At 62.4% G+C, this 23,197-nt stretch carries 18 protein-coding genes; 13 read left to right on the forward strand and 5 right to left on the reverse strand.

All coding sequences use genetic code 11. From position 1 onward, the window contains the following. Positions 1-38: 38 nt before the first annotated feature. The 6 genes from ileS to ACYVNQ_RS05865 all read left to right on the forward strand — a co-directional run bounded on the left by ileS (position 39) and on the right by ACYVNQ_RS05865 (position 9,189). A complete protein-coding gene (ileS, locus tag ACYVNQ_RS05840) occupies positions 39-2,876 on the forward strand; it encodes an isoleucine--tRNA ligase (RefSeq protein ID WP_460901350.1) in 2,838 nt (945 codons plus the stop codon). Then, positions 2,876-3,376: a signal peptidase II gene (lspA, locus tag ACYVNQ_RS05845; RefSeq protein ID WP_460901352.1), complete on the forward strand. Its 501-nt coding sequence runs from the start codon at positions 2,876-2,878 to the stop codon at positions 3,374-3,376. Before ileS ends, lspA begins: the two co-directional genes overlap by 1 nt. A 150-nt stretch (positions 3,377-3,526) precedes the next feature. Further along, a complete protein-coding gene (gene coaBC / locus ACYVNQ_RS05850; RefSeq protein ID WP_460901392.1) occupies positions 3,527-4,795 on the forward strand; it encodes a bifunctional phosphopantothenoylcysteine decarboxylase/phosphopantothenate--cysteine ligase CoaBC in 1,269 nt (422 codons plus the stop codon). Between the two features lie 97 nt (positions 4,796-4,892). Beyond that, positions 4,893-5,894 carry an LLM class flavin-dependent oxidoreductase gene (locus ACYVNQ_RS05855; RefSeq protein ID WP_460901354.1) on the forward strand — a complete coding sequence of 334 codons (1,002 nt, stop codon included), beginning with the start codon at positions 4,893-4,895 and terminating at the stop codon, positions 5,892-5,894. Positions 5,895-5,925: 31 nt separating this feature from the next. Further along, positions 5,926-6,372, forward strand: a complete 447-nt coding sequence (gene dut, locus ACYVNQ_RS05860) for a dUTP diphosphatase (RefSeq protein ID WP_460901356.1) — start codon at positions 5,926-5,928, stop codon at positions 6,370-6,372. A gap of 288 nt (positions 6,373-6,660) precedes the next feature. After that, on the forward strand, positions 6,661-9,189 hold the full coding sequence (locus ACYVNQ_RS05865; protein ID WP_460901357.1) for a hypothetical protein: 2,529 nt from the start codon (positions 6,661-6,663) through the stop codon (positions 9,187-9,189). A 117-nt stretch (positions 9,190-9,306) separates the two neighbouring features. Here ACYVNQ_RS05865 and clpA read toward each other — a convergent pair whose 3' ends face one another. After that, positions 9,307-11,616 carry an ATP-dependent Clp protease ATP-binding subunit ClpA gene (gene clpA, locus ACYVNQ_RS05870; protein WP_460901359.1) on the reverse strand — a complete coding sequence of 770 codons (2,310 nt, stop codon included), beginning with the start codon at positions 11,614-11,616 and terminating at the stop codon, positions 9,307-9,309. Next, positions 11,613-11,927 carry an ATP-dependent Clp protease adapter ClpS gene (gene clpS, locus ACYVNQ_RS05875; protein WP_460901361.1) on the reverse strand — a complete coding sequence of 105 codons (315 nt, stop codon included), beginning with the start codon at positions 11,925-11,927 and terminating at the stop codon, positions 11,613-11,615. The genes clpA and clpS overlap by 4 nt, the downstream gene beginning before the upstream one ends. A 557-nt stretch (positions 11,928-12,484) precedes the next feature. On the opposite strand from clpS, the gene cspD reads away from it, so the two are divergent. Next, the gene (gene cspD / locus ACYVNQ_RS05880) at positions 12,485-12,691 is read left to right on the forward strand and encodes a cold shock domain-containing protein CspD (RefSeq protein ID WP_017776809.1); all 207 of its coding nucleotides are present in this window, start codon (positions 12,485-12,487) and stop codon (positions 12,689-12,691) included. A 152-nt stretch (positions 12,692-12,843) separates the two neighbouring features. On the opposite strand, the gene ACYVNQ_RS05885 is transcribed toward cspD, so the two are convergent. From ACYVNQ_RS05885 to icd, 3 genes are all read right to left on the reverse strand, one after another. Further along, the gene (locus ACYVNQ_RS05885; protein WP_460901363.1) at positions 12,844-14,490 is read right to left on the reverse strand and encodes a multicopper oxidase family protein; all 1,647 of its coding nucleotides are present in this window, start codon (positions 14,488-14,490) and stop codon (positions 12,844-12,846) included. 157 nt (positions 14,491-14,647) lie between these two features. Then, the gene (locus tag ACYVNQ_RS05890) at positions 14,648-15,070 is read right to left on the reverse strand and encodes a hypothetical protein (RefSeq protein ID WP_460901365.1); all 423 of its coding nucleotides are present in this window, start codon (positions 15,068-15,070) and stop codon (positions 14,648-14,650) included. Positions 15,071-15,380: 310 nt separating this feature from the next. Beyond that, entirely contained in the window at positions 15,381-16,637 is a 1,257-nt protein-coding gene (icd, locus tag ACYVNQ_RS05895) for an NADP-dependent isocitrate dehydrogenase (RefSeq protein ID WP_460901367.1), read from the reverse strand. 350 nt (positions 16,638-16,987) lie between these two features. Between icd and ACYVNQ_RS05900 the strand changes: the two genes are divergently transcribed. The 6 genes from ACYVNQ_RS05900 (at position 16,988) to ACYVNQ_RS05925 (ending at position 22,933) form a co-directional block, all read left to right on the forward strand. After that, positions 16,988-17,557 (forward strand): pseudouridine synthase, encoded by a 570-nt coding sequence (locus ACYVNQ_RS05900; RefSeq protein WP_460901369.1) that lies wholly within the window; start codon positions 16,988-16,990, stop codon positions 17,555-17,557. Positions 17,558-17,937: 380 nt separating this feature from the next. After that, positions 17,938-18,129 (forward strand): hypothetical protein, encoded by a 192-nt coding sequence (locus ACYVNQ_RS05905; RefSeq protein ID WP_460901371.1) that lies wholly within the window; start codon positions 17,938-17,940, stop codon positions 18,127-18,129. A gap of 211 nt (positions 18,130-18,340) precedes the next feature. Further along, a complete protein-coding gene (locus tag ACYVNQ_RS05910; protein ID WP_460901373.1) occupies positions 18,341-18,847 on the forward strand; it encodes a DUF192 domain-containing protein in 507 nt (168 codons plus the stop codon). A gap of 240 nt (positions 18,848-19,087) precedes the next feature. Beyond that, the gene (gene fusA / locus ACYVNQ_RS05915) at positions 19,088-21,193 is read left to right on the forward strand and encodes an elongation factor G (protein ID WP_460901375.1); all 2,106 of its coding nucleotides are present in this window, start codon (positions 19,088-19,090) and stop codon (positions 21,191-21,193) included. A 167-nt stretch (positions 21,194-21,360) separates the two neighbouring features. Next, entirely contained in the window at positions 21,361-21,879 is a 519-nt protein-coding gene (locus ACYVNQ_RS05920) for a cupin domain-containing protein (RefSeq protein WP_460901377.1), read from the forward strand. Between the two features lie 16 nt (positions 21,880-21,895). Further along, complete coding sequence (locus ACYVNQ_RS05925) at positions 21,896-22,933, forward strand: HoxN/HupN/NixA family nickel/cobalt transporter (RefSeq protein ID WP_460901379.1); 1,038 nt, start codon at positions 21,896-21,898, stop codon at positions 22,931-22,933. Positions 22,934-23,197 lie beyond the last annotated feature (264 nt).

Here is a 23,197-nt window from a genome sequence, read left to right on the forward strand (position 1 = left end):
ACCTCGCGCCCACACACCGAATTCACCGCTACGTGACCATGAGCAACAAGAAAGCCGACTCGAAACCCCAAGCCAAGTACCCGGTCAACCTGCTGGATACACCCTTTCCGATGCGCGGCGACTTGCCCAAGCGCGAGCCGCAATGGGTGAAGGAGTGGCAGGAGAACAAGATCTACGAAAAGATCCGCGCCGCCAGCAAGGGCCGCAAGAAGTTCATCCTGCACGACGGCCCGCCGTACGCGAACGGCGACATTCACCTCGGCCACGCGGTCAACAAGATCCTGAAAGACATGATCGTCAAGGCGCGCAATCTGGCGGGCTTCGACGCGGTCTATGTGCCGGGCTGGGACTGCCACGGCATGCCGATCGAAATCCAGATCGAAAAGCAGTTCGGCAAGTCGCTGCCGGCCGCCGAAGTGATGCAGAAGGCGCGCGCCTACGCGACCGAGCAGATCGAACGGCAGAAGGTCGGCTTCCGGCGCCTGGGCGTGCTCGGCGACTGGGACAATCCGTACAAGACGATGAACTTCACGAACGAAGCCGGGGAAATCCGCGCGCTCGCGAAGATCATCGAAAAGGGCTACGTGTTCCGCGGCCTGAAGCCGGTGAACTGGTGCTTCGACTGCGGCTCGGCGCTGGCCGAAGCGGAAGTCGAGTACAAGGACAAGACCGACCCGACGATCGACGTGCTGTTCACCTTCGCCGAACCGGACAAGACCGCGGCCGCGTTCGGCCTCGCGGCGCTGCCGCGCAGTGAAGGCGGCATCGTGATCTGGACCACCACGCCGTGGACCATTCCTGCCAACCAGGCGCTCAACGTGCATCCGGAAGTGGTGTACGCGCTGGTCGATACGCAGCGCGGTCTGCTGATTCTCGCCGAAGAGCGCGTCGAAGCGTGCATGAAAGACTTCGACCTGCAAGGCCGCGTGCTCGCCACCACGCCGGGCGCGAAGCTCGCGAACCTGCGCTTCAACCATCCGCTGTCGAGCGCGCATCCGGGCTACAAGCGCACTGCGCCGGTGTACCTCGGCGATTACGTCACCACCGATACCGGCACCGGCATCGTGCACTCGTCGCCGGCGTATGGCGTCGAAGACTTCGTGTCGTGCAAGGCGCACGGCATGGCCGACTCCGACATCATCAACCCGGTGATGGGCGACGGCCGCTATATCGAATCGCTCGCGCTGTTCGGCGGCCTGTCGATCTGGGCGGCGAACCCGAAGATCATCGAGACCTTGCAAGAGGCCGGTACGCTGTTGCGCAGCGAGAAGTACAAGCACAGCTACATGCATTGCTGGCGCCACAAGACGCCGATCATCTACCGCGCAACTTCGCAGTGGTTCGCCGGCATGGACGTGAAGCCGCACGACGGCGGCAAGACCTTGCGCGAAACCGCGCTCGAAGGCATCGAAGCCACGGCGTTCTATCCGTCGTGGGGCAAGCAGCGCCTGTTCTCGATGATCGCCAATCGCCCGGACTGGACGCTGTCGCGCCAGCGCCAATGGGGCGTGCCGATGGCGTTCTTCGTGCACAAGGAAACCGGCGAGCTGCATCCGCGCACGCTGGAGCTGCTCGAGGAAGTGGCCAAACGCGTCGAAGTGGCCGGCATCGAAGCATGGCAGACGCTCGACCCGCGCGAGCTGCTCGGCGACGACGCGAACCTGTACGAAAAGAACCGCGACACGCTCGACGTGTGGTTCGATTCGGGTACCACGCACTGGCACGTGCTGCGCGGCTCGCACAAGGACGAACTGCAGTTCCCGGCCGACCTGTATCTGGAAGGCTCGGACCAGCACCGCGGCTGGTTCCACTCGTCACTGCTGACCGCTTCGATGCTCGACGGCCGGCCGCCGTACAACGCGCTGCTCACGCACGGCTTCACCGTCGACGGCGAAGGCCGCAAGATGAGCAAATCGCTCGGCAACGGCATCGATCCGCATGACGTCGCCAAGAACCTCGGCGCGGAAATCATCCGCCTGTGGATCGCGTCGACCGACTATTCGGGCGAGCTCGCGATCTCCGACGAGATCCTGAAGCGCGTGACCGAAAGCTATCGCCGCATCCGCAACACGCTGCGCTTCCTGCTCGCGAACCTGTCGGATTTCGACTTCGCGCAGCATGCGCGTCCGGTCGGCGAGTGGCTGGAGATCGACCGCTACGCGGTCGCGCTGAGCGCGAGCCTGCAGGCCGACGTGCTCGCCCACTACGAGAAGTACGAATTCCACCCGGTGGTCGCGAAGCTGCAGACGTTCTGCTCGGAAGACCTCGGCGGTTTCTATCTCGACGTGCTGAAAGACCGCCTCTATACCACCGCGGTCGATTCGGACGCGCGCCGCTCGGCGCAAACCGCGCTGTATCACATCGCGCACGGTCTGCTGCGGATGATGGCGCCGTTCCTGTCGTTCACCGCCGAAGAAGCGTGGAAGGTGTTCCAGCCGGCAAGCGTTACCATCTTCACCGAGACGTATCACGCGTATCCGGACGTATCGGACGCGGCCGCGTTGCTCGACAAATGGACGCTGCTGCGCGCGGTGCGCGGCGACGTCACCAAAGCGCTCGAAGAAGCACGCGTGGCAAACCTGATCGGTTCGTCGCTGCAGGCCGAAGTGAAGATTCGCGCGAGCGGCGCGCGCTTCGATACGCTCGCGAGCCTCGGCGACGACCTGAAGTTCGTGCTGATCACGTCGGCGGCGAACCTCGTACGGGTCGACAGCGAAGCGGATGAAGGCGTCGACGTGGTCGCGTCGACGCATCAGAAGTGCGAGCGCTGCTGGCACTATCGCGCGGACGTCGGCGCGCACGCCGAGCATCCGACGCTGTGCGGCCGCTGCTTCAGCAATCTGTTCGGCAACGGCGAAACGAGGAGCGCGGCATAATGTCCAGAACCCTGTCGAAACCGGCGGGCGGATCGCTCGCGCCATGGCTGGGCGTCGCGCTGGTCGTGATTCTCGCCGACCAGCTGACCAAGATCGCGGTCGCACGGGTGTTTGCGTATGGCGAAGCGCACGTGATTGCGCCGTTCTTCAATCTCGTGCTGGTGTACAACCGCGGCGCCGCGTTCAGCTTCCTCGCGATGGCCGGCGGCTGGCAGCGCTGGGCGTTCACCGCGCTGGGCGTGATCGCGGCACTGGTGATCTGCTACCTGCTCAAGCGTCACGGCGCGCAGAGAATGTTCTGCACGGCGCTCGCGCTGATTCTTGGCGGGGCGCTCGGCAATGTGATCGATCGTCTGATGTACGGCCACGTAATCGACTTTCTCGATTTCCACGTCGGCCGCTGGCATTGGCCCGCGTTCAATCTGGCAGACAGTGCGATTACGATCGGCGCGGTGCTGCTTGTGATCGACGAATTGCGGCGCGTGCGCGGTTCGCGGTAACGGCGCCGCGCCAGCACGCTTCGAAGCCGCGCCTGCGAGCGCTTGCGCGCAGGCTGCTGGCGCTCATGCTTTTGTCGGAGGCATCAGGTGGCACATGAAACGACCCACGGCGCGCCCGCTGCGCCGGCCGGCAACACAACTGGCAACACCGTGAGCAACCGCGCGGCCGACAGCGCGAGTAGCGATGGCGATACCCCCGCCGCTACCGCCGCCGGCGAGCTGGCCGGCAAGCATCTGCTGCTCGGCATGACGGGCGGCATCGCCTGCTACAAGATCGCCGAGCTCACACGTCTGCTGGTGAAGGCCGGTGCGACCGTGCAGATCGCGATGACCGAAGCGGCCACGCAATTCATCACGCCGGTCACGATGCAGGCGCTGTCCGGGCGCCCGGTCTACACCAGCCAATGGGATGCGCGCATCGCGAACAACATGCCGCATATCGATCTGTCGCGCGAAGCCGACGCGATCGTGATCGCCCCCGCCTCCACCGATTTCCTCGCGAAGCTCGCGCACGGCATGGCCGACGACCTGCTGTCGACGCTGTGCATCGCGCGCGACTGCCCGCTGCTGGTGGTGCCGGCGATGAATCGCCAGATGTGGGGAAATCCTGCGACGCAGCGCAACGTTGCGCTGCTGCGCGGCGACGGTATCGAGGTGCTCGGGCCCGATTCCGGCTCGCAGGCGTGCGGCGAAACCGGCGACGGCCGCATGCTCGAGCCACAGGCCACGTACGAAGCAATCGTCTCGTTCTTCCAGCCGAAAATCCTCGCAGGCCGCCGCGTATTGCTGACTGCCGGTCCGACCTTCGAACCGCTCGACCCGGTGCGCGGCATCACGAACCTGTCGAGCGGCAAGATGGGCTTCGCGCTGGCCCGCGCCGCGCAGCAGGCCGGCGCCGACGTGCATCTGGTCGCCGGCCCGGTTGCGCTCGATACGCCGTGGGGCGTGTTTCGCGAAGACGTGCAAACCGCGCAGCAGATGCACACTGCGGTGATGCGCGCGGTGGCCGATTACGACATCTTTATCGGCGTCGCCGCGGTGGCCGACTGGCGCGCCGAGCAGGTGAGCCCGCACAAGATCAAGAAAACAGCGGAGCGCGCCACGCCGACGATCAGCTTCGTCGAAAATCCGGACATCCTGTCGACGGTCGCACATCTGGCGCATCCGCCGTTTTGCGTCGGCTTTGCCGCCGAAAGCGGCAATCTCGACATCAATGGCGAAGAAAAGCGCCTGCGCAAAAAGGTACCGCTGCTGATCGGCAATCTCGGGCCGCAAACCTTCGGCCGCGACGATAATGAAGTGGTGCTGTTCGAAGCGGGCGGCATCACGCGCCTGCCACGCGCCGACAAACACGCGCTCGCGCGCGCGCTGATCGCGGCCATCGCACAGCGTTTGCCGGATGCGAGCCTGATCGGCTAGGCGCGCCGCGCATTGCGCGCGCTGCTTCATACGCGTGCGACGTGACGCGGCACGCCACGTCGGGCCAACTTTCATGCTTTTGCGGAGTGCTGCTGTCATGACGCTTCTTTCCGTACTCGACCAAACGCCTGTGATCGACGGGCATAGCGTGGCCGATGCGATTGCCGCAACGGTCGAACTCGCACAACTGGCCGACGATCTCGGCTACACACGTTACTGGTGTGCCGAGCACCATGGTTTGCGCGGTGTATCGAATCCCTGCCCGGAAGTGATGCTGGCGCGTCTGGGTAGCGTGACGCAACGCATCCGCCTCGGCTCAGGCGGCGTGATGCTGCCGTACTACAGTCCGTTCAAGATCGCCGAGCAGTTTCTGATGCTCGAAGCGCTGTTTCCCGGCCGCATCGATCTCGGCGTCGGGCGCGCGCCCGGCGGCGATATGCGCACCGCACAAGCGGTGGCCGCGGGCGCCTACAATCGCGGCGATATTTTCGCGCAGCAGGTGGCCGATCTGGCCGGGCTGATGAACGGCACGCTACCGTCCGATCATATTGCGCACGGCGTGCTGCTACAGCCGCAAATCGACACGCGCCCGCAACTGTGGGTGCTCGGCTCCAGCGATTTCGGCGGCTTGCTGGCGGCGCAGCTCGGCATGCGTTTCTCGTTTGCGCACTTCATCAACGCGCACTTCGGGAGTGCGGTCGCGCACGCGTATCGCGACCGCTTTCAGGCCGGCTATGAAAACAAGCCCTATCTCGCGGCTGCCGTCTTCGTGATCTGCGCGGATACCGAGCAGGAGGCCGCCGATCTCGAGAAAGCCGTCGACCTGCGCCGCGTGCAAATGGCCTATGGGCTCAACGCGCCGATTCCGTCGATTGCGCAAGGCGTTGCGCAGGAATATGGCCCGCGCGAGCGCCTGGTCATCGATCGGGAACGCCCGCGCAGCACTATCGGCACGCCTGAAACCGTCACTGAACGTCTGCATGAGTTGCAAGAGCAATTCATGGCCGACGAACTGATCGTGCTGACCGTCGCCGGCAGCTATCAGGCCAGATTGCGTTCGTATGAACTGCTGGCCGACGCCTTCGAACTTGCACGCTGAACTCCTTCACCTTCCTCCGAACACAATCCGCATGAAACTCGACCTGAAGATCCTCGATACGCGCATGCGCGACTACCTTCCCGCTTATGCGACGCCGGGCAGCGCCGGGCTCGATCTGCGCGCGTGCCTCGACGCACCGCTGGTGCTGCAACCCGGCGATACCGCGCTGGTGCCGACCGGCCTCGCCGTACACGTCGGCGATGCCGGCTACGCGGCGCTGATTCTGCCGCGCTCTGGCCTCGGCCATAAGCATGGCATCGTGCTCGGCAATCTGGTCGGCCTGATCGACTCGGACTACCAGGGCCAGCTGATGATTTCGACGTGGAATCGCGGACAAACCGCCTTCACGTTGAACCCGATGGAGCGTCTGGCGCAACTGGTGATCGTGCCGGTCGTGCAGGCCGAGTTCAACATCGTTGACGAGTTTGTCACGAGCGAGCGTGGCGAGGGTGGCTTCGGCAGCACCGGCAAGCATTAGAACGCACGCCGCTGCATCACATGCGTGGCCGGGACGTAGTCAGTCCCGGCCTTTTTTTTGCCGTGACATTCGTTATCGATTTGCATTGGATAACAGCAAAGCGCATTTGAATTTCCCCATTTTTACTTTCTATAATTCCCAGCGCCTGATCGTCTGATCGCTTCGCCATCCAAACTATATTTTCCGAACCGGTGCAAGTGGTTAGCCGGAAGGAAGTCGGAGAGCTGTTCGGCCTTCGTCCGCTTGCGGACTGAAGGCTCGCTATCGACTGTTCTTTCCGGAGGCAATATGAAAATCGACTATGAAGCAGCGCTCGGAGCCGGTGCCGGGCAGTGGTATGGGCAGATGATCGTCGCCAGTCTTGAATACGAAGACGGCAGCGACGTGCAGGTCACGCAGTATCTGGCCATGACCTTCAACGCGCCGGCGGCCGTCGCGCCGACCGACGTCAATCCACAGTTCTATTCGTGGGTGGCCACTACGGCGGAGGTGACGTCGATACAGCTGGATGCGAACCTGTTCTCGATCTCGTTGAAGCTGAATTTTTCTGCGCCTCATTTGATGGACCCGCGTGATCAGATCTCGATCGGCGTGAATGGCGACCTGACGGCCGATCCCGATGCGTGGCTCGATTCGTTTGTGATTGCGGCGGACCAGTCGCCCGATATCAACGGCACGGTTGCGCTCGCGTGCGCGGCGGCACCCGATGCCGCGTTGAGCGGCGTGGCGCCGACTGTCAGATTCGTGCGCGGCAGCCAGATCACACCGGTCGCACTCGCGTACGGCAAAACCACCAACGTGACACTCGCGCAAGGCGACTACACGATCCAGGCGGACAACGTCGCCACCAGCGACAAGACCGTGATCGCACCCGTCACCGTCTCGCCCGGTCAGTTGACCGTCAGCACGGGCGCCACGACAGCAGTGAACGTCTCGTTCGGTACGGTACAGCGCTCGGCCGCGCTCGACATCGCGATCGGCGCATTGACCGGTCTGGAGTCGGAGACGCTCAACATAACGATCGTCGACAACTCGAGTGGCAAGACTCTCGCTGCGTTTACGAGTGGCATCAACACAACCACGCAGTTACGCCTGCTGCCGGCCTCCGGCACCGCGCAGATCTGCATTGACGATGTCGCGCTCAACAATGTCGGATATCGCTTCGCCGTGCCTGATGTGAGGCTCGCCAACACGCTGCAGACCGTGCAGGTGACCGACTCTGAGGTCAAGCAAACGCCCGTCGATACGACCGGCTTCGTCGAGTTGCCGATCGACGTCAGCGCGGATGCCACACTGTCGCGACAAATCACCGTGCGCCTGAGCAGTGACGGCATGAGCTACGCGCAGAGCGTCGCGGTGAAGACGCAAGAAACCGCGTTCAGCGCACCGGTGAAACCAGGCACCTATAGCGTTTCCGCCAAAGCGTTTCTATTGGGCGGCGCCGTCTACGCGGTCGACGTACCCGCGCAACTGGTTGTCGCCAGCGATGGCTCCACCACGCTGAACCTGTCGATCGGCAAGTCAGCCGATCTGAACGTGCCGGGGTTTCCTCCGTACCTGTCGTTCGGAGGTTGTGCGGACCTCACGCCCGGCAATCAGGCCGATTTTGCCAGTGCGCGTGCGTCATCCGTTTTCAAGTACGCGGGCAACGATGGCGCCGGCGACGCTAACACTTATCTGACTCAAGATACGGCGACGTCCAGCACAATCGACCTCGCGCACAACGTCGAGACGCAGCTCGGCGGACAACCCGTGCTGCCGGTGATGATTTCGTACACCTGCAACCTCTCGCTTGGCGATACGCCGACCATGCTTGCCAATGCTGATCAACATGCGCATAGCTTCGCCAACCTGATCCTGTCGCTGAATACCGCCAACCAGCACATCGACAGCGCGCACCCGGTGCCGGCGGCCTTTATCGTGAACCCGGACTTCCTCGGCGCGTGCCAGCAGGGCGGCTACGCGCCCGCCTATCCGATGCCGGTGCGAGCGCCATTGCAGACCGCGCTGAACCACTGGCAGATCTCCGCGACAATTCCAGCAAGCATCACCGAAGACATCCAAGGCTACGTGGCCGCCGTCAACTGGCTAATGACTACCGTAGCGCCGAAGATCACGTTCGGCTGGCAGATCAACTTGTGGGGCGTCGGCAGGTCCGAGTGGATTTACGAGGATGCCGATCCGCTAATGGTTGCCCAGCAGGTCGCGACCTACATCGACAACCTGGGCGTGTACAGCAGCACATGGAAGCCGCACTTTCTCGCAATCGACCGCTACGAAGCCGACGACTTCACGCAACGCGCCTATGCGAACGGCTACTGCTATGGCCCACGCGAATGGGGGCGCTACTTCGATTTCTGCGAGGGTGTGAGCCGCGCGCTGAAGCTACCGGTGATGCCCTGGCAAATCCCCGCGAGCCGCACGCCGAACACGAGCGACCTCGTCAACGGCGACTTCGACAGCCAGCATTGGGGCACGGGCGGCAGCTATCTGATGGGCGATCCGGCGATCGGCTCCGACTACCACAACGTGCATCCGACGATTCTCGCGCTGCAGTTTCCACAGGCGTTTCAGGCGGATATGGGCGCCACCGCCGAAGATATGTTTATCCGCTCACAACCGTTCGATATCGGCAATCCGGCATACGGAGATTTTCCGTTGCGAGGCATCTTCGCCGTGTTGCTGGGCGGCGGATCGACCACCGGCATCATCTCGACAGTCGGCAATCCCGAGCCGTGGACGCGCAACAAGCTGAACGCGTATATGGACAGTCCGATCGCGTTCGACACGCCGCCGGCCGCAAAGCGCCGCAAGTGATCGACCCGGCGGCTGGCGGCCGATCGTCAGCACCGGCCGGCTAAGGGCACACAAAAAAACGGCGTGGGCTCACGCCCACGCCGTTTTTTGCTTCGAAGACTTACTTCGCTTCCGCGCTCAGTCCACTTCCACCGCTTCCGGATTCGGATTACGCGGCGGCAGCGATTGCTCGTCGAAGGTCAGCTGCACCTTGTCGTCCTGATCGACGTCGACCGTCACGCGGCCGCCGTTAGTCAGCTTACCGAACAGCAACTCGTCGGCCAACGCACGGCGGATCGTGTCCTGGATCAAACGCTGCATCGGACGCGCACCCATCAGCGGATCGAAACCATGTTTCGCAAGATGCTTGCGCAACGCATCGGTGAACGCCGCATCGACCTTCTTCTCGTGCAACTGATCTTCCAGCTGCATCAGGAACTTGTCGACCACACGCATGATGATTTCTTCATCGAGCGAGCGGAAGCTGATCGTCGAATCCAGACGGTTGCGGAACTCCGGCGTGAACATCCGCTTGATGTCGGCCATTTCGTCGCCGGTTTCGCGGCGCGACGTAAAGCCCATCGTCGACTTCTGCATCGCTTCGGCGCCCGCGTTCGTCGTCATGATGATGATGACGTTACGGAAATCCGCCTTGCGACCGTTGTTGTCGGTCAGCGTGCCGTGGTCCATCACCTGCAGCAGCACGTTGTAGATGTCCGGATGCGCCTTCTCGATTTCGTCGAGCAGCAGCACGCAGTGCGGCTTCTTCGTGACGGCTTCGGTCAGCAGGCCGCCCTGGTCGAACCCGACGTATCCCGGCGGCGCACCGATCAAACGGCTCACCGCGTGACGCTCCATATACTCCGACATGTCGAAGCGGATCAGCTCGATGCCGAGCGTGAACGCGAGTTGCCGCGCCACTTCGGTCTTGCCGACGCCGGTCGGACCGGAGAACAGGAACGCGCCAATTGGCTTGTCCGTCTTGCCCAGACCCGCGCGCGCCATCTTGATCGAAGCCGACAGCGCGTCGATCGCCGGATCCTGGCCGAACACGACTGCCTTCAGATCGCGATCGAGCGTCTGCAGCTTGCTGCGGTCGTCTTGCGACACGCTTTGAGCCGGCACGCGCGCGATCTTCGAAATGATCTCTTCGATCTCGCCCTTGCCGATCGTCTTCTTCTGCTTCGACTTCGGCAGGATGCGTTGCGCTGCGCCCGCTTCGTCGATCACGTCGATCGCCTTGTCCGGCAGATGACGATCGGTGATGAAGCGCGCCGACAACTCAGCTGCCGCCGACAGCGCACCCGACGAATACTTCACGCCGTGATGCTCTTCGAAGCGCGACTTCAGACCACGCAAGATAGCTACCGTCTGCTCGACGGTCGGCTCGGTCACGTCGATCTTCTGGAAGCGGCGCGACAGTGCCGCGTCTTTCTCGAAGATGCCGCGATATTCGGTGAAGGTCGTCGCGCCAATGCACTTGAGCGTGCCCGACGACAACGCCGGCTTCAGCAGATTCGATGCGTCGAGCGTACCGCCCGAAGCCGCGCCTGCGCCGATCAGCGTATGAATTTCGTCGATGAACAGAATCGCATGCGGACGCTCTTTCAGCTCTTTCAGCTCTTTCAGCACCGTTTTCAGACGTTGCTCGAAATCGCCGCGATACTTCGTACCGGCCAGCAGCGCGCCCATGTCCAGCGAATAAACCTGCGCATCCGCGAGAATGTCCGGCACTTCGCCGCGCGTAATGCGCCACGCAAGGCCTTCCGCGATCGCCGTCTTGCCGACACCGGCCTCACCGACCAGCAGCGGATTGTTCTTGCGCCGGCGACACAGCACCTGCACCACGCGCTCGACTTCCGCTTCGCGTCCGATCAACGGATCGATGCGCCCGTCTTTGGCCATCTGGTTCAGGTTCTGCGTGAACTGCGCGAGCGGCGTTTCCTTCTGTGCAGCGGCTTCGTCGCTCTCGGCGTTCGCATCGCTTGCCTTCGCGGCATCCGCGCTATTCGTCTTCGCGATGCCATGCGAGATGAAGTTCACCACGTCGAGTCGCGTCACGCCCTGCTGCTGCAGGTAGTACACCGCGTGCGAATCCTTCTCGCCGAAGATCGCCACCAGCACATTCGCGCCGGTCACTTCCTTCTTGCCGTTCGAGGTGGACTGCACGTGCATGATCGCGCGCTGGATCACACGCTGGAAACCCAGCGTGGGTTGCGTATCGACGTCGTCCGTGCCTGGCACGGTCGGCGTGTTGTCGTGAATGAAGTTGCGCAGGTTCTGACGCAGGTCTTCGATGTTGGCCGCGCAGGCGCGCAGCACTTCGGCAGCAGTCGGATTATCCAACAGCGCCAGCAAGAGGTGTTCGACCGTGATGAACTCATGCCGCGCCTGGCGTGCTTCCATAAACGCCATGTGCAGACTGACTTCCAGTTCCTGGGCAATCATGCTTCCTCCATCACACACTGCAGCGGATGCCCGGCCTGCCGTGCGTGGGTAACGACTTGCTCGACTTTGGTCGACGCGATGTCCCGCGTGTAGACCCCACAAACTCCCCTGCCCTCGCGATGCACCTTCAGCATAATCTGCGTTGCGGTCTCACGATCTTTATTGAAGTATTCCTGCACGACCATCACGACGAATTCCATCGGCGTGAAGTCGTCATTCAACAGCACCACCTTGTACATGGCCGGCGGTTTCAGCTTTTCATCCTGCCGCTCCAGTACCGTGTTGTCCTGCTTGTCCGGGATAATCGCCATACACCCATTCTAAACATCTCGGACAGGCCCGCAATCCTGTCAAAACCCGACCGGCGTTCCAGCCAACCAGCCGGCATGCCCTCGGCCCAAATACTGGCGCGGCCCGCCGCCGTTGTGCGATGCCCGGGCCGACTGCGGAACCAGCCCTTGTTGCACATTCAGTCGCGGCGTTTACCGCCGCGTTCGAAACGAGTATCGCACAACCTGCGCCAGCCGGTTCGAAGCTCATCGCGAGTTGACTCGAACATACTTGCTGCTCTGCGGCTACCGTCGGCATGTGAGTCGATTATGCGACTTTTCAAGATGGGGTGCTTGGGCGAGCGCACATAAGAAAAGAAGGAAAAACCCTGAAATGGGCTCTTTACAACGCCCAACATAGCGTCTCAAAATTTTCTTGACACTCGAATAAAGAGCCTCAACAATCAAGCTGGCACTTTTTTCAACGTGCGGTCTATACGAAAAAATGCCGTTGGTGAGCTTGTGAGGAGGGACGATCGCATCCCGCGGTCGTTGGGCTTTTCGAGGGCTCGTGTGATTGAGTTACAGGGGATGTAGGTATGGCAACTGGTACGGTCAAATGGTTCAATGACGCGAAAGGTTTCGGATTCATTACGCCCGACGAAGGCGGTGAGGATCTGTTTGCACACTTTTCGGCTATCCAGATGAACGGGTTCAAGACCCTGAAGGAAGGCCAAAAGGTGAGCTTCGAGGTCGTGCAGGGCCCGAAGGGCAAACAGGCATCGAACATCCAGGCTGCAGCCTGAATCCGTTCGATTCCCGTACCTTAAAAGAACCCGGCTTTATGCCGGGTTCCTCATTTTAAAACCCGGCTGTCAGCCGGGTTTTTCGCTTATCGCTTCGGCTGTCGCTACTAAGGTCGCAACTCAGTCTTCTGCTATAGCCGGAAGCCATCCGCTCAAACCACCTTCAACGTCGCCATCATGCCGAGATCTTCATGCTCGAGAATGTGGCAATGAAACATTCGCTCGCCAGCCATTTTCTGCATAGTGGCAATGCGCACTGTTTCAGCCGGCTGGATATTGACAGTATCGCGCCACGCGAGATAAGGCTCGGGTGTCTTCTTGCCATTGCGCTCCCGTTCGATCACCTGAAACTGCGTGCCGTGCAAATGGAACGGGTGATCCATGTCGGTACGATTTTCAATCGACCATAGTTCGACTTCGCCGCGGCGGCTGGTCAGCGTAATGCGCGCTGGGTCGAATGGCTCTCCGTTGATCAGGAAGTTCATGCCGGCCGGCATCTCGTGCATGCTGGCCCCCGGCCGGTGCATCGCGGCCATATCCATCTGTTCGGAAAACACGACGGATTTGCGCGGGACTGCAGCGTCCGGCGCGGGCAGCAGCGCTGCGATCGGCCGCAACGGCGACGCTATCGGCCGCTGCCGCGGCGGCTCGCCCTTGCCCGACGGTGCGAAGCGGACGTCGGCCAGCACTCGCGCCGGCTCGGGCGGCAGACTGCTGCCTTCGGTCATCGTCATCTTGCGGCGATCGTAGACGGTGGCGGTGAGCGCCGACTGCGACGGCCACTGGCCGGCGCGCACAATGATTTCCGCGCGCTCGGCCGGCGCCAGCAGCAGTTCGGTCATGCCGTCGCGCGCGTCGCCGAGCAGGCCGCCGTCGGTACCGACCAGTGCAAACGCATGGCCGACACCCAGCGACAATCTCAAATAGCGGGCATTGCTCGCATTCCAGACCCGCCAGCGCTCATCCTGGGCGATCACGATGTTCGGCCGCCGCGCGCCGTTGACGAGCACGAACTGTCCTTCACGGCCGTTCATCCAGTCCATCATGTCGTTCGGCGCGAGCGAGCCGTCGGCAGCAAGTTTCAGGTCCGTGAAAAACAGATGACGCTCCGGCCAGCCGGCCAGCGGATCGTCGGCGGCGCGCACGATCAGCGGGCCGGCGAGACCGTGGGCAACCTGCCCGCTCGACAACATGTGTGGATGCGGGTGATACCAATAGGTACCCGCACTGCCGCGCGGCAGCGTGAAACGATAGACGCGCGCTTCGCCCGGCGCGACCGGATCGCTGGGATTGCCATCCTGATCGGGCGGCACCGGCAGCCCGTGCCAGTGAATCGTCGACGGTTGCGGCAAGCGATTGACGAAGCGGATCTCCACTGTGTCCTCTTCGTGAACTTCGATCAGCGGTCCGGGCAGCGGGCCTTGCGCCGCATCGCCATATAACCAGAGCTGGGTCTGTTTGCCGCGCATCAACTGACGCCGCACCGGTTGCGCGACCAGCGTCGCGCGGAACGTCCCCGGATCGCTGCTTTCGTTCGCGAGCTTGCGCAGCGTCGCGAGCGGCGCGCCGGACGGCAGCGCGTCGGCCGGTGCGAGCGTGGCGCCGGCCTGTTTCGCGGCGGACGACGAGGCCATGCCCGCCATATCGTGCATGCCATGCATGTCGCCCATGCCGGACATCCCTTCCATGCCGTCCATCCCCGACATGCCTTGCATGCCGTGCTGCGCAAATGCACTGCCACCCCACAGCGACGCGAGTGCGGCGCCAAGCGCGCGGGTCAGAAATTCCCTGCGAATCATCGGTTGTTTCCTCATTCATCGGACCGCGGCAACCTGATGCGGCGCCGCGGACGCGAAAGATCGTTCAGATGGAAGCGCGCCGCGCTTGCGGCGCCAGGCTTCATCGGCGCAATGGCGAGGTCGCGGCGGCACATCGGTGCACCACCGCGCCGAAGGTTCAGACGATCGGTGGACGCACCGGCGGCGCACGCGTGACGCCGTCGTAACGGGTCACCGGATGCGTGCGCGGCAAGCCGTGATCAGGCGCTTGCGCGGAGAAACTGAACGCGGCGAGCAGGGCACCGCAATGAACACCGCAACCCGTCACGCAACACGCGCAATGGCCATGCTGCTGATGTCGATGGCCTGATTTCGAAGTCGGTTGGCCGCTCGTAGCTGCATCGGCAGATTCGTCAGCGCAACTCACGGCCGCTAGTTGCGCGTCGTGCGCCACGCGCTGTGCGTCGTGTGCGTGCGGTCGAATCGTGCTGCCATGCGAAGAAGCCGCATCGTCGACTTGCGGATATGCGTGCGCCTGCACACCTTGCATCGACAGCCAGGTGAATGACAGCAGGATGACAACGCGCCACAACGAACCCATGTTCCGATGATGAAATGATTTGTCCGCGCAAGCATAGCGCAGGTGATCCAAACCTGCGTTCACCATGAACGCGGCCAAAGTCATCCGTACAACGGACCACAAGTCATCGCGACGACGAACGCGATCCTTCGCATCAGCGCCAATATTGAAGAGAAAAAACAGCGCGACCCGATGCATGCCCAACGAATCGGCAACCGCACCGCTGATCTCGCAGAAAACAAAAAACCCCGGCGGCACATAGTGCCCACCGGGGTTTTCAAACCGTCTCCGCCACTAGCAACAACGGAAAACCGTTCGCAACGAAGAGAACTTACATGTTCTCGATCAGCACCTGACCGAAGCCCGAGCACGACACTTGCGTCGCGCCTTCCATCAGACGGGCGAAGTCATACGTCACACGCTTTTGCAGAATCGACTTTTCCATCGAAGCGATGATTGCATCAGCCGCTTCCGTCCAGCCGAGGTGGCGCAGCATCATTTCAGCCGACAGGATTTCCGAACCCGGGTTCACGTAATCCTTACCCGCGTACTTCGGCGCCGTGCCGTGCGTGGCTTCGAACATCGCCACCGAATCCGACAGGTTCGCGCCCGGAGCGATACCGATACCGCCGACTTGCGCAGCCAGTGCATCCGATACGTAGTCGCCGTTCAGGTTCAGCGTGGCGATCACGTCGTATTCAGCCGGACGCAGCAGGATCTGCTGCAGGAACGCGTCAGCGATCACGTCCTTGACGACGATCTCGTTACCCGTCTTCGGGTTCTTGATCTTCATCCACGGGCCGCCGTCCACCAGCTCAGCGCCGAATTCCTTCTGCGCCAGCGCATAGCCGTAATCACGGAACGCGCCTTCGGTGAACTTCATGATGTTGCCCTTGTGCACCAGCGTCAGCGAGCGGCGGTCGTTGTCGATCGCGTACTGAATCGCCTTGCGCACCAGACGCTCCGTCCCTTCCTTCGAAACCGGCTTCACGCCGATTGCCGAAGTATCCGGGAAGCGGATCTTCTTCACGCCCATTTCTTCGCGCAGGAACTTGATGACCTTCTTCGCCTGCTCCGACTCAGCGGCCCATTCGATGCCCGCGTAGATGTCTTCCGAGTTTTCGCGGAAGATCACCATGTTGGTCTTTTCCGGCTCACGCACCGGCGAAGGCACGCCCTTGAAGTACTGCACCGGGCGCAGGCACACGTACAGGTCGAGTTCCTGACGCAGCGCGACGTTCAGCGAGCGGATGCCGCCACCGACCGGCGTGGTCAGCGGGCCCTTGATCGACACCACGTATTCCTTGACCACTTGCAGCGTTTCTTCCGGCAGCCACACATCCGGGCCGTAGACCTTGGTGGCCTTCTCGCCGGCGAACACTTCCATCCAGTGAATCTTTTTCTTGCCGCCGTACGCCTTGGCGACTGCTGCATCGACCACCTTGATCATCACCGGCGTGATGTCGACGCCCGTACCGTCGCCTTCGATGTAGGGGATGATCGGCTGGTCGGAAACGTTGAGCGAGTAATCCGCGTTGACGGTGATCTTGTCACCGCCGGTCGGAACCTTGATGTGCTGATACGCCATGATCGACTCCAGTGATGGCTGTGCTGTTGGAAGCAGATTGGGGACCTGCGAAACTGGGCGCTCCTCGTGCCGCGCATGCCGGACGCCCTCGAGCGGCCAAGCCGTTATTCTAGCCCACCGAAGCGCGGGACCGCTTCCAGGGGCAGGCCGGAGTACGGGAGCAAAAACGCATGCGAACTCGTGCGAGCGATGTCTTAGGTCTTATATAAGACAAAGGACCTAGGGTTCCGCATTATGCATTAATATCCCGCCATTTGCCATATGGTGGCGGGCGCGCACGCCGCGCATGCGCTGTTGCAGGCCTGATTTTCACTAACCTGTCTGACCAACTTTTTCGCTGACTTCTCCGCATGACGCTGCTCGCCCTGAACAAGCCGTTCGGCACGATTTGCCAGTTCTCACCGCACGAGACGCGCGCGTCGCTGGGCGACTGGGTGCATGTGCCGGGCGTCTATCCGGCAGGCCGGCTCGACTCGGACAGCGAAGGCCTGCTGCTGCTCACCGATGACGGCACGCTACAGGCACGCATTGCCGAGCCGCGTCACAAACTGCTCAAACGCTACTGGGCGCAAGTCGAAGGCGCACCGCGCGACGCGGATCTGAACGCGCTCGCACGCGGCGTCGATCTCGGCGATTACGTGACGCGTCCGTGTCACGCAGCGTATGTCGAGCCGCCCGATACATTGTGGCCGCGCACACCTCCAATCCGCTATCGCGCTGCGATCCCGACCACGTGGATCGAACTGTCGATCACCGAAGGCAAGAATCGCCAGGTGCGACACATGACCGCAGCCGTCGGTTTTCCGACCTTGCGTCTGGTGCGCGTCGGTATCGGTGCGCTCGACATTTTCTCGCTCGGACTGCAACCGGGCGACACCTGCGAACTGCCCGCACGCGCACCGTGGGACGGCTTCGCGTAAACACGCAGCACCTCGTTGCATCTGGTTTCATCTCGTTGCATTTAGGCTAAGTCGTTGTACTTGCATGCATTTCTTTGCAATGCGCGAATCCTCGCGCGCGCCCCGCAGCGTGCAATGCAAATTGCCGCATCTTTTTCGTCAACCGGGTCGCCGCATCACGCGTTATTCGACGCAGATGCCGCTCAAAGCTATCCGGCATTCGCCTCGAGAGCCTTGGTGCACGCTGGTTTGCGCCGCTGCGCAAAGGTTCGGAAGCTCGCAGTCTGCTCGTGAAAATTTCTCGGGAAGACTGTCAACCGAAAGGTGGATAGCACGTTGAACGACATGACTCGACCTAACCCGGGTCATTCGGAAATTAACTAAAGCTGAGGATTCACAAAATGAACAAACTGATCGCCGCTCTGGTCGCTGGCCTCTTCGCAACGGCAGCATTCGCACAAGCTTCGGCACCGGCAGCAGCTTCGGCAGCTCCGGCAGCAGCTGCATCGTCGGCAAAGAAGACCACGAAGCACGCTCACAAGAAGTCGAAGAAGGCTGCTGCTGCAGCTGCCGCTTCGGGCGCTTCGGAATAAGTTCGCTGTAAAAACGCAGTCAAGAACTAGCTGTAACTGCCGTTCTTACGGCGTTGAAAGGCAGATCGCCGCGAGGCAGTCTGCCTTTTTCTTTTGCTCGCCGTTTTGCTCGTCGTTCGGCCCACTGCTTTGCGGTTTTCTTTTGCACGCGCTGCACCGGCTCGCGTAACATTCGCGGTTCATCTTCGTCTCTTCAGCAAGGAGTCCCGCCGTGCGATTCAACCTGCGCTCGTATCTGGCGCGCTTCGCGTTCGCCGTTGCATTGCCCTTCGTCGCGCTGACGTTTGCCGCCGCTCCGGCGCACGATGCATACGCACAGCAAATGCCTGCCGGCGCCAAACAGCCCGGCGATTTCCCGCGCGTGAAGCTGACCGCCGGCATGTTCGTGATCGACGCCGCGGTCGCCGCGAACGATCCCGACCGCGAACAGGGCTTGATGTATCGCACGCAGCTCGCACCGAACGAAGGCATGCTGTTCGTGTTCAACGAGAACGCGGTGCACTGCTTCTGGATGAAGAACACGCTGATCCCGCTGTCGATCGCGTTTATCCGCGCGGACGGCACGATCACCGACATCGACGAGATGCAGGCCGAAACCACCAACAACCACTGCCCGCGCAACAACGGTGTGTACGCGCTCGAAATGAGCAAGGGCTGGTTCGATTCCAAGGGCATCAAACCCGGCATGAAGATGCAGGGACTGCCTGCCGCGCAGTAACCGTGAACTGCGGCGCGCCGCGGTAATACGAACTGCACGAACCACGTCACCCACGAACGCGGCGACCCACCCCGGCGCTGCCGCGCCGGGCCGCCGCACTGCCGGTTGCGGAAGAATCAAGCAAAAGACGCACCGACACGCTATCCTTATAGTCTCTGTCAGTCGCGCCGCAACCGTCCGGACACGCTGTGAAGCGCCGTCCGGAGGCCTGAGCCGGCGCGCTATTTCATGGAGGCTCACGTGCCCCGCAAGACGCCCATTGAGCGCTATCGGAACATTGGGATCAGCGCCCACATCGATGCTGGTAAAACCACCACCACCGAGCGCATCCTCTTCTACACCGGCGTGACTCACAAGATCGGCGAGGTTCACGACGGCGCGGCCACGATGGACTGGATGGAACAGGAGCAGGAACGCGGCATCACGATCACGTCGGCCGCGACCACCGCGTTCTGGAAGGGCATGGCCGGCAACTATCCGGAACACCGGATCAACATTATCGATACGCCGGGCCACGTCGACTTCACCATCGAAGTCGAGCGCTCGATGCGCGTGCTCGACGGCGCGTGCATGGTGTACGACTCGGTCGGTGGCGTGCAACCGCAGTCCGAGACCGTATGGCGCCAGGCGAACAAGTACAAGGTGCCGCGCATCGCGTTCGTCAACAAGATGGACCGCGTCGGCGCAGACTTTTTCCGCGTGCAGCGGCAAATCGGCGAGCGCCTGAAGGGCGTCGCGGTGCCGATCCAGATTCCAATCGGCGCTGAAGAACACTTCGAAGGCGTGGTCGACCTCGTCAAGATGAAGGCCATCGTGTGGGACGACGAGAGCCAGGGCATCAAGTTCGAGTACCGGGAGATCCCGGAAAATCTGGTCGAGCTCGCGCACGAATGGCACGGCAAGATGGTTGAAGCCGCTGCCGAAGCAGACGAAGTACTGCTCGAGAAGTATCTCGAAGACCACGAAAGCCTGACCGAAGAAGAGATCAAGGCCGCGCTCAGAAAGCGCACGATCGCCAACGAGATCGTGCCGATGCTATGCGGCAGCGCGTTCAAGAACAAGGGCGTGCAGGCAATGCTCGACGCGGTGATCGACTATCTGCCCTCGCCCGTCGACGTGCCCGCAATTCTCGGCCACGACGAATACGACAAACCGGCGGAACGTCATCCGAGCGACGAGGAACCGTTCTCCGCACTCGCGTTCAAGATCATGACCGACCCGTTCGTCGGCCAGCTGATCTTCTTCCGCGTGTATTCGGGCGTCATCGAATCGGGCGACACGGTCTACAACGCGGTCAAGGAAAAGAAGGAACGCCTTGGCCGGATCCTGCAGATGCACGCGAACGAGCGCAAGGAAATCAAGGAAGTGCGCGCAGGCGACATCGCGGCGGCAGTCGGCCTGAAAGAAGCGACCACCGGCGACACGCTGTGCGATCCGGGCAAAATCATCATCCTCGAACGGATGATCTTCCCGGAGCCGGTGATCTCGCAGGCGGTCGAGCCGAAGACCAAGCCCGACCAGGAAAAGATGGGCATCGCGCTGAACCGTCTCGCGCAGGAAGACCCGTCGTTCCGCGTCGCCACCGACGAGGAATCCGGCCAGACCATCATCTCCGGCATGGGTGAGCTGCACCTCGAAATTCTGGTCGACCGGATGAAGCGCGAATTCGGCGTGGAAGCCACCGTCGGCAAGCCGCAGGTCGCGTATCGCGAGACCGTGCGCACCAAGGTGGAAGGCGTCGAAGGCAAGTTCGTCAAGCAGTCGGGCGGACGCGGCCAGTACGGTCACGCGGTGATCTCGCTGGAACCGGATCCGGGCAAGGGCTACCAGTTCGTCGACGCGATCAAGGGCGGCGTGATTCCGCGCGAATATATTCCGGCGGTCGACAAGGGCATCCAGGACACGCTGAAGGCCGGCGTGCTGGCGGGCTACCCGGTGGTCGACGTGAAGGTCACGCTGACTTTCGGCTCGTACCACGACGTCGACTCGAACGAAAACGCGTTCCGCATGGCCGGTTCGATGGCGTTCAAGGATGCGATGCGCAAGGCGAAGCCGGTGCTGCTCGAGCCGATGATGGCCGTCGAAGTGGAAACGCCGGAAGACTTCATGGGTAACGTGATGGGCGACCTGTCCGGCCGGCGCGGCATCGTGCAGGGCATGGAAGACATCGCGGGCGGCGGCGGCAAGCTGGTGCGCGCCGAGGTGCCGCTGGCCGAGATGTTCGGCTACTCGACCTCGCTGCGTTCGCTGACGCAAGGCCGCGCGACGTACACGATGGAGTTCAAGCACTACGCTGAAACGCCGAACAACGTGTCCGAAGCGATCATCAATTCGAAGCACAAGTAAGCTGCGCTGCTGTTTGACCGAAGCCCGTTCGTTGCGAACGGGCTTTTTCATATGCGGCGTTATGTGAGCACAGAGCGCTCGCGCCGCGACTCATTTTTGGCCGTGCAACAATCGACGAACTGCGTAGCAGCCCACCGCCGCGCACCGGCAGCACCAGGAGACGAACCATGAGCCACGATCATCACGATCACGATCACGATCACGACGACGCTGCCGCGCAGCCGGTCGATTGGCGCGAGCACGGCGTCAAGGTGATCCGCGGCGACCAGCTCGACACGAACACCGCGCAGACGCCCGGCATGAACCGCGCGGCCGCGATCAACGCAGCACGGGTCGGCGCGCAGAAGATCTGGGCCGGCACCGTGACGATCCATCCGAACGCGAAGACCGGTGCGCATCATCACGGCGCGCTCGAAAGCGTGATCTACGTGGTGCGCGGCCAGGCGCGGATGCGCTGGGGCGAGCACCTCGAATTCACGGCCGAAGCCGGCCCCGGCGATTTCATTTTCGTGCCGCCGTACGTGCCGCATCAGGAGATCAACGCGAGCACCGACGATCCGCTCGAATGCGTGCTGGTGCGCAGCGACAACGAAGCGGTGGTGGTCAACCTGAACATCGATGCCGTCGAACAGCCCGAAGCCGTGTACTGGGTCGATCCGATCCACAAGCACCCGCACGATCACTGACACCTGCTCTCTGCTGATGACGCCGACCGCCAACGTCACCTCGCGCCTGCGCCTGTCGACCCGCCAACTGGTGCCGCTGTACGCGGTACTGATCAGCGCCAACCTCGCCGCGTGGGCGTGGGCGCTGATCGCGTTCCGCCACCATCCGCTGCTGCTTGGCACCGCACTGCTCGCGTACGGCTTCGGCTTGCGCCATGCAGTCGACGCCGACCACATCGCCGCCATCGATGCGGTGACGCGCAAGCTGATGCAGGAAGGCAAGCGGCCGTTGAGCGTCGGGCTTGCGTTCTCGCTCGGCCACTCGACGATCGTGATCGCGGCCACGCTCGGCATCGCGCTGACTGCGCTGTCGCTGCACGGCCGCTTCGACGAATTCAAGGCGGTGGGCGGCACGCTCGGCACACTGGTGTCAGCAAGCTTTCTGCTGGTGCTGGCCGGCGTGAACCTCGTGATTCTGCGCGACGTGTGGCGCCGCTACCGGCGCACGCCGCATGACGCGCCGATCAGCGCTGCGCAAGCCGACGCAGCCGCTCCCGCGGGCCTGCTGTCGCGCGCGCTGCGCCCGCTGTTCCGGCTCGTCACGAAAAGCTGGCACATGTACCCGGTCGGCGTGCTGTTCGGCCTCGGCTTCGACACCGCCACCGAGATCGGTCTGCTCGCGATCGCTGCCGCGCAGGCCGACAAGGGCCTGCCGCTCTATTCGATCCTCGTGTTCCCGGCGCTCTTCACCGCCGGCATGACGCTGGTCGATTCGACCGACAACGTGCTGATGGTGCACGCGTACGGCTGGGCGATGGACGACCCGAAGCGCAAGCTCTACTACAACGCGAGCATCACGTTCGTATCGGCGGTGGTGGCGATTGCGATCGGCGGCATCGAAGCGCTCGGGCTGATCGCCGACAAGCTCGGCTTCGCGGGCGGCGCGTGGGATGCGGTGGCCGCCGTCAACGACCGCTTCGGCACCATCGGCTATGGCATCGTCGCGCTGTTCATGGCGTGCTGGATCGGCTCGATCCTGTTTCACCGCTGGCGACGCGTGCCGGCGACGCGTTAAATGAATCAAGACTAAACGCAGTGAAGCACCGCCAGCAACGCGCAGCCGCAACAGCACTTTCGCCGCTGCAGCAAAAGCCGCAACCGGTTAGCCTCGCACCAAACGTTGTCTGCGCGAGACAAGCCGCCCTGCTTTGCCGGCTTCGCAATGGCGGATCGCGCCCGCAACGCGCCGATCCGCCGGTCAATCGCTTACACTGAGCCCCACACAACCCATCGTCGCAGTACCGCTCGCACCGCCGCACGAAGTCGCACGCAAGCGCGC

This window comes from Paraburkholderia jirisanensis (genome assembly GCF_054782355.1).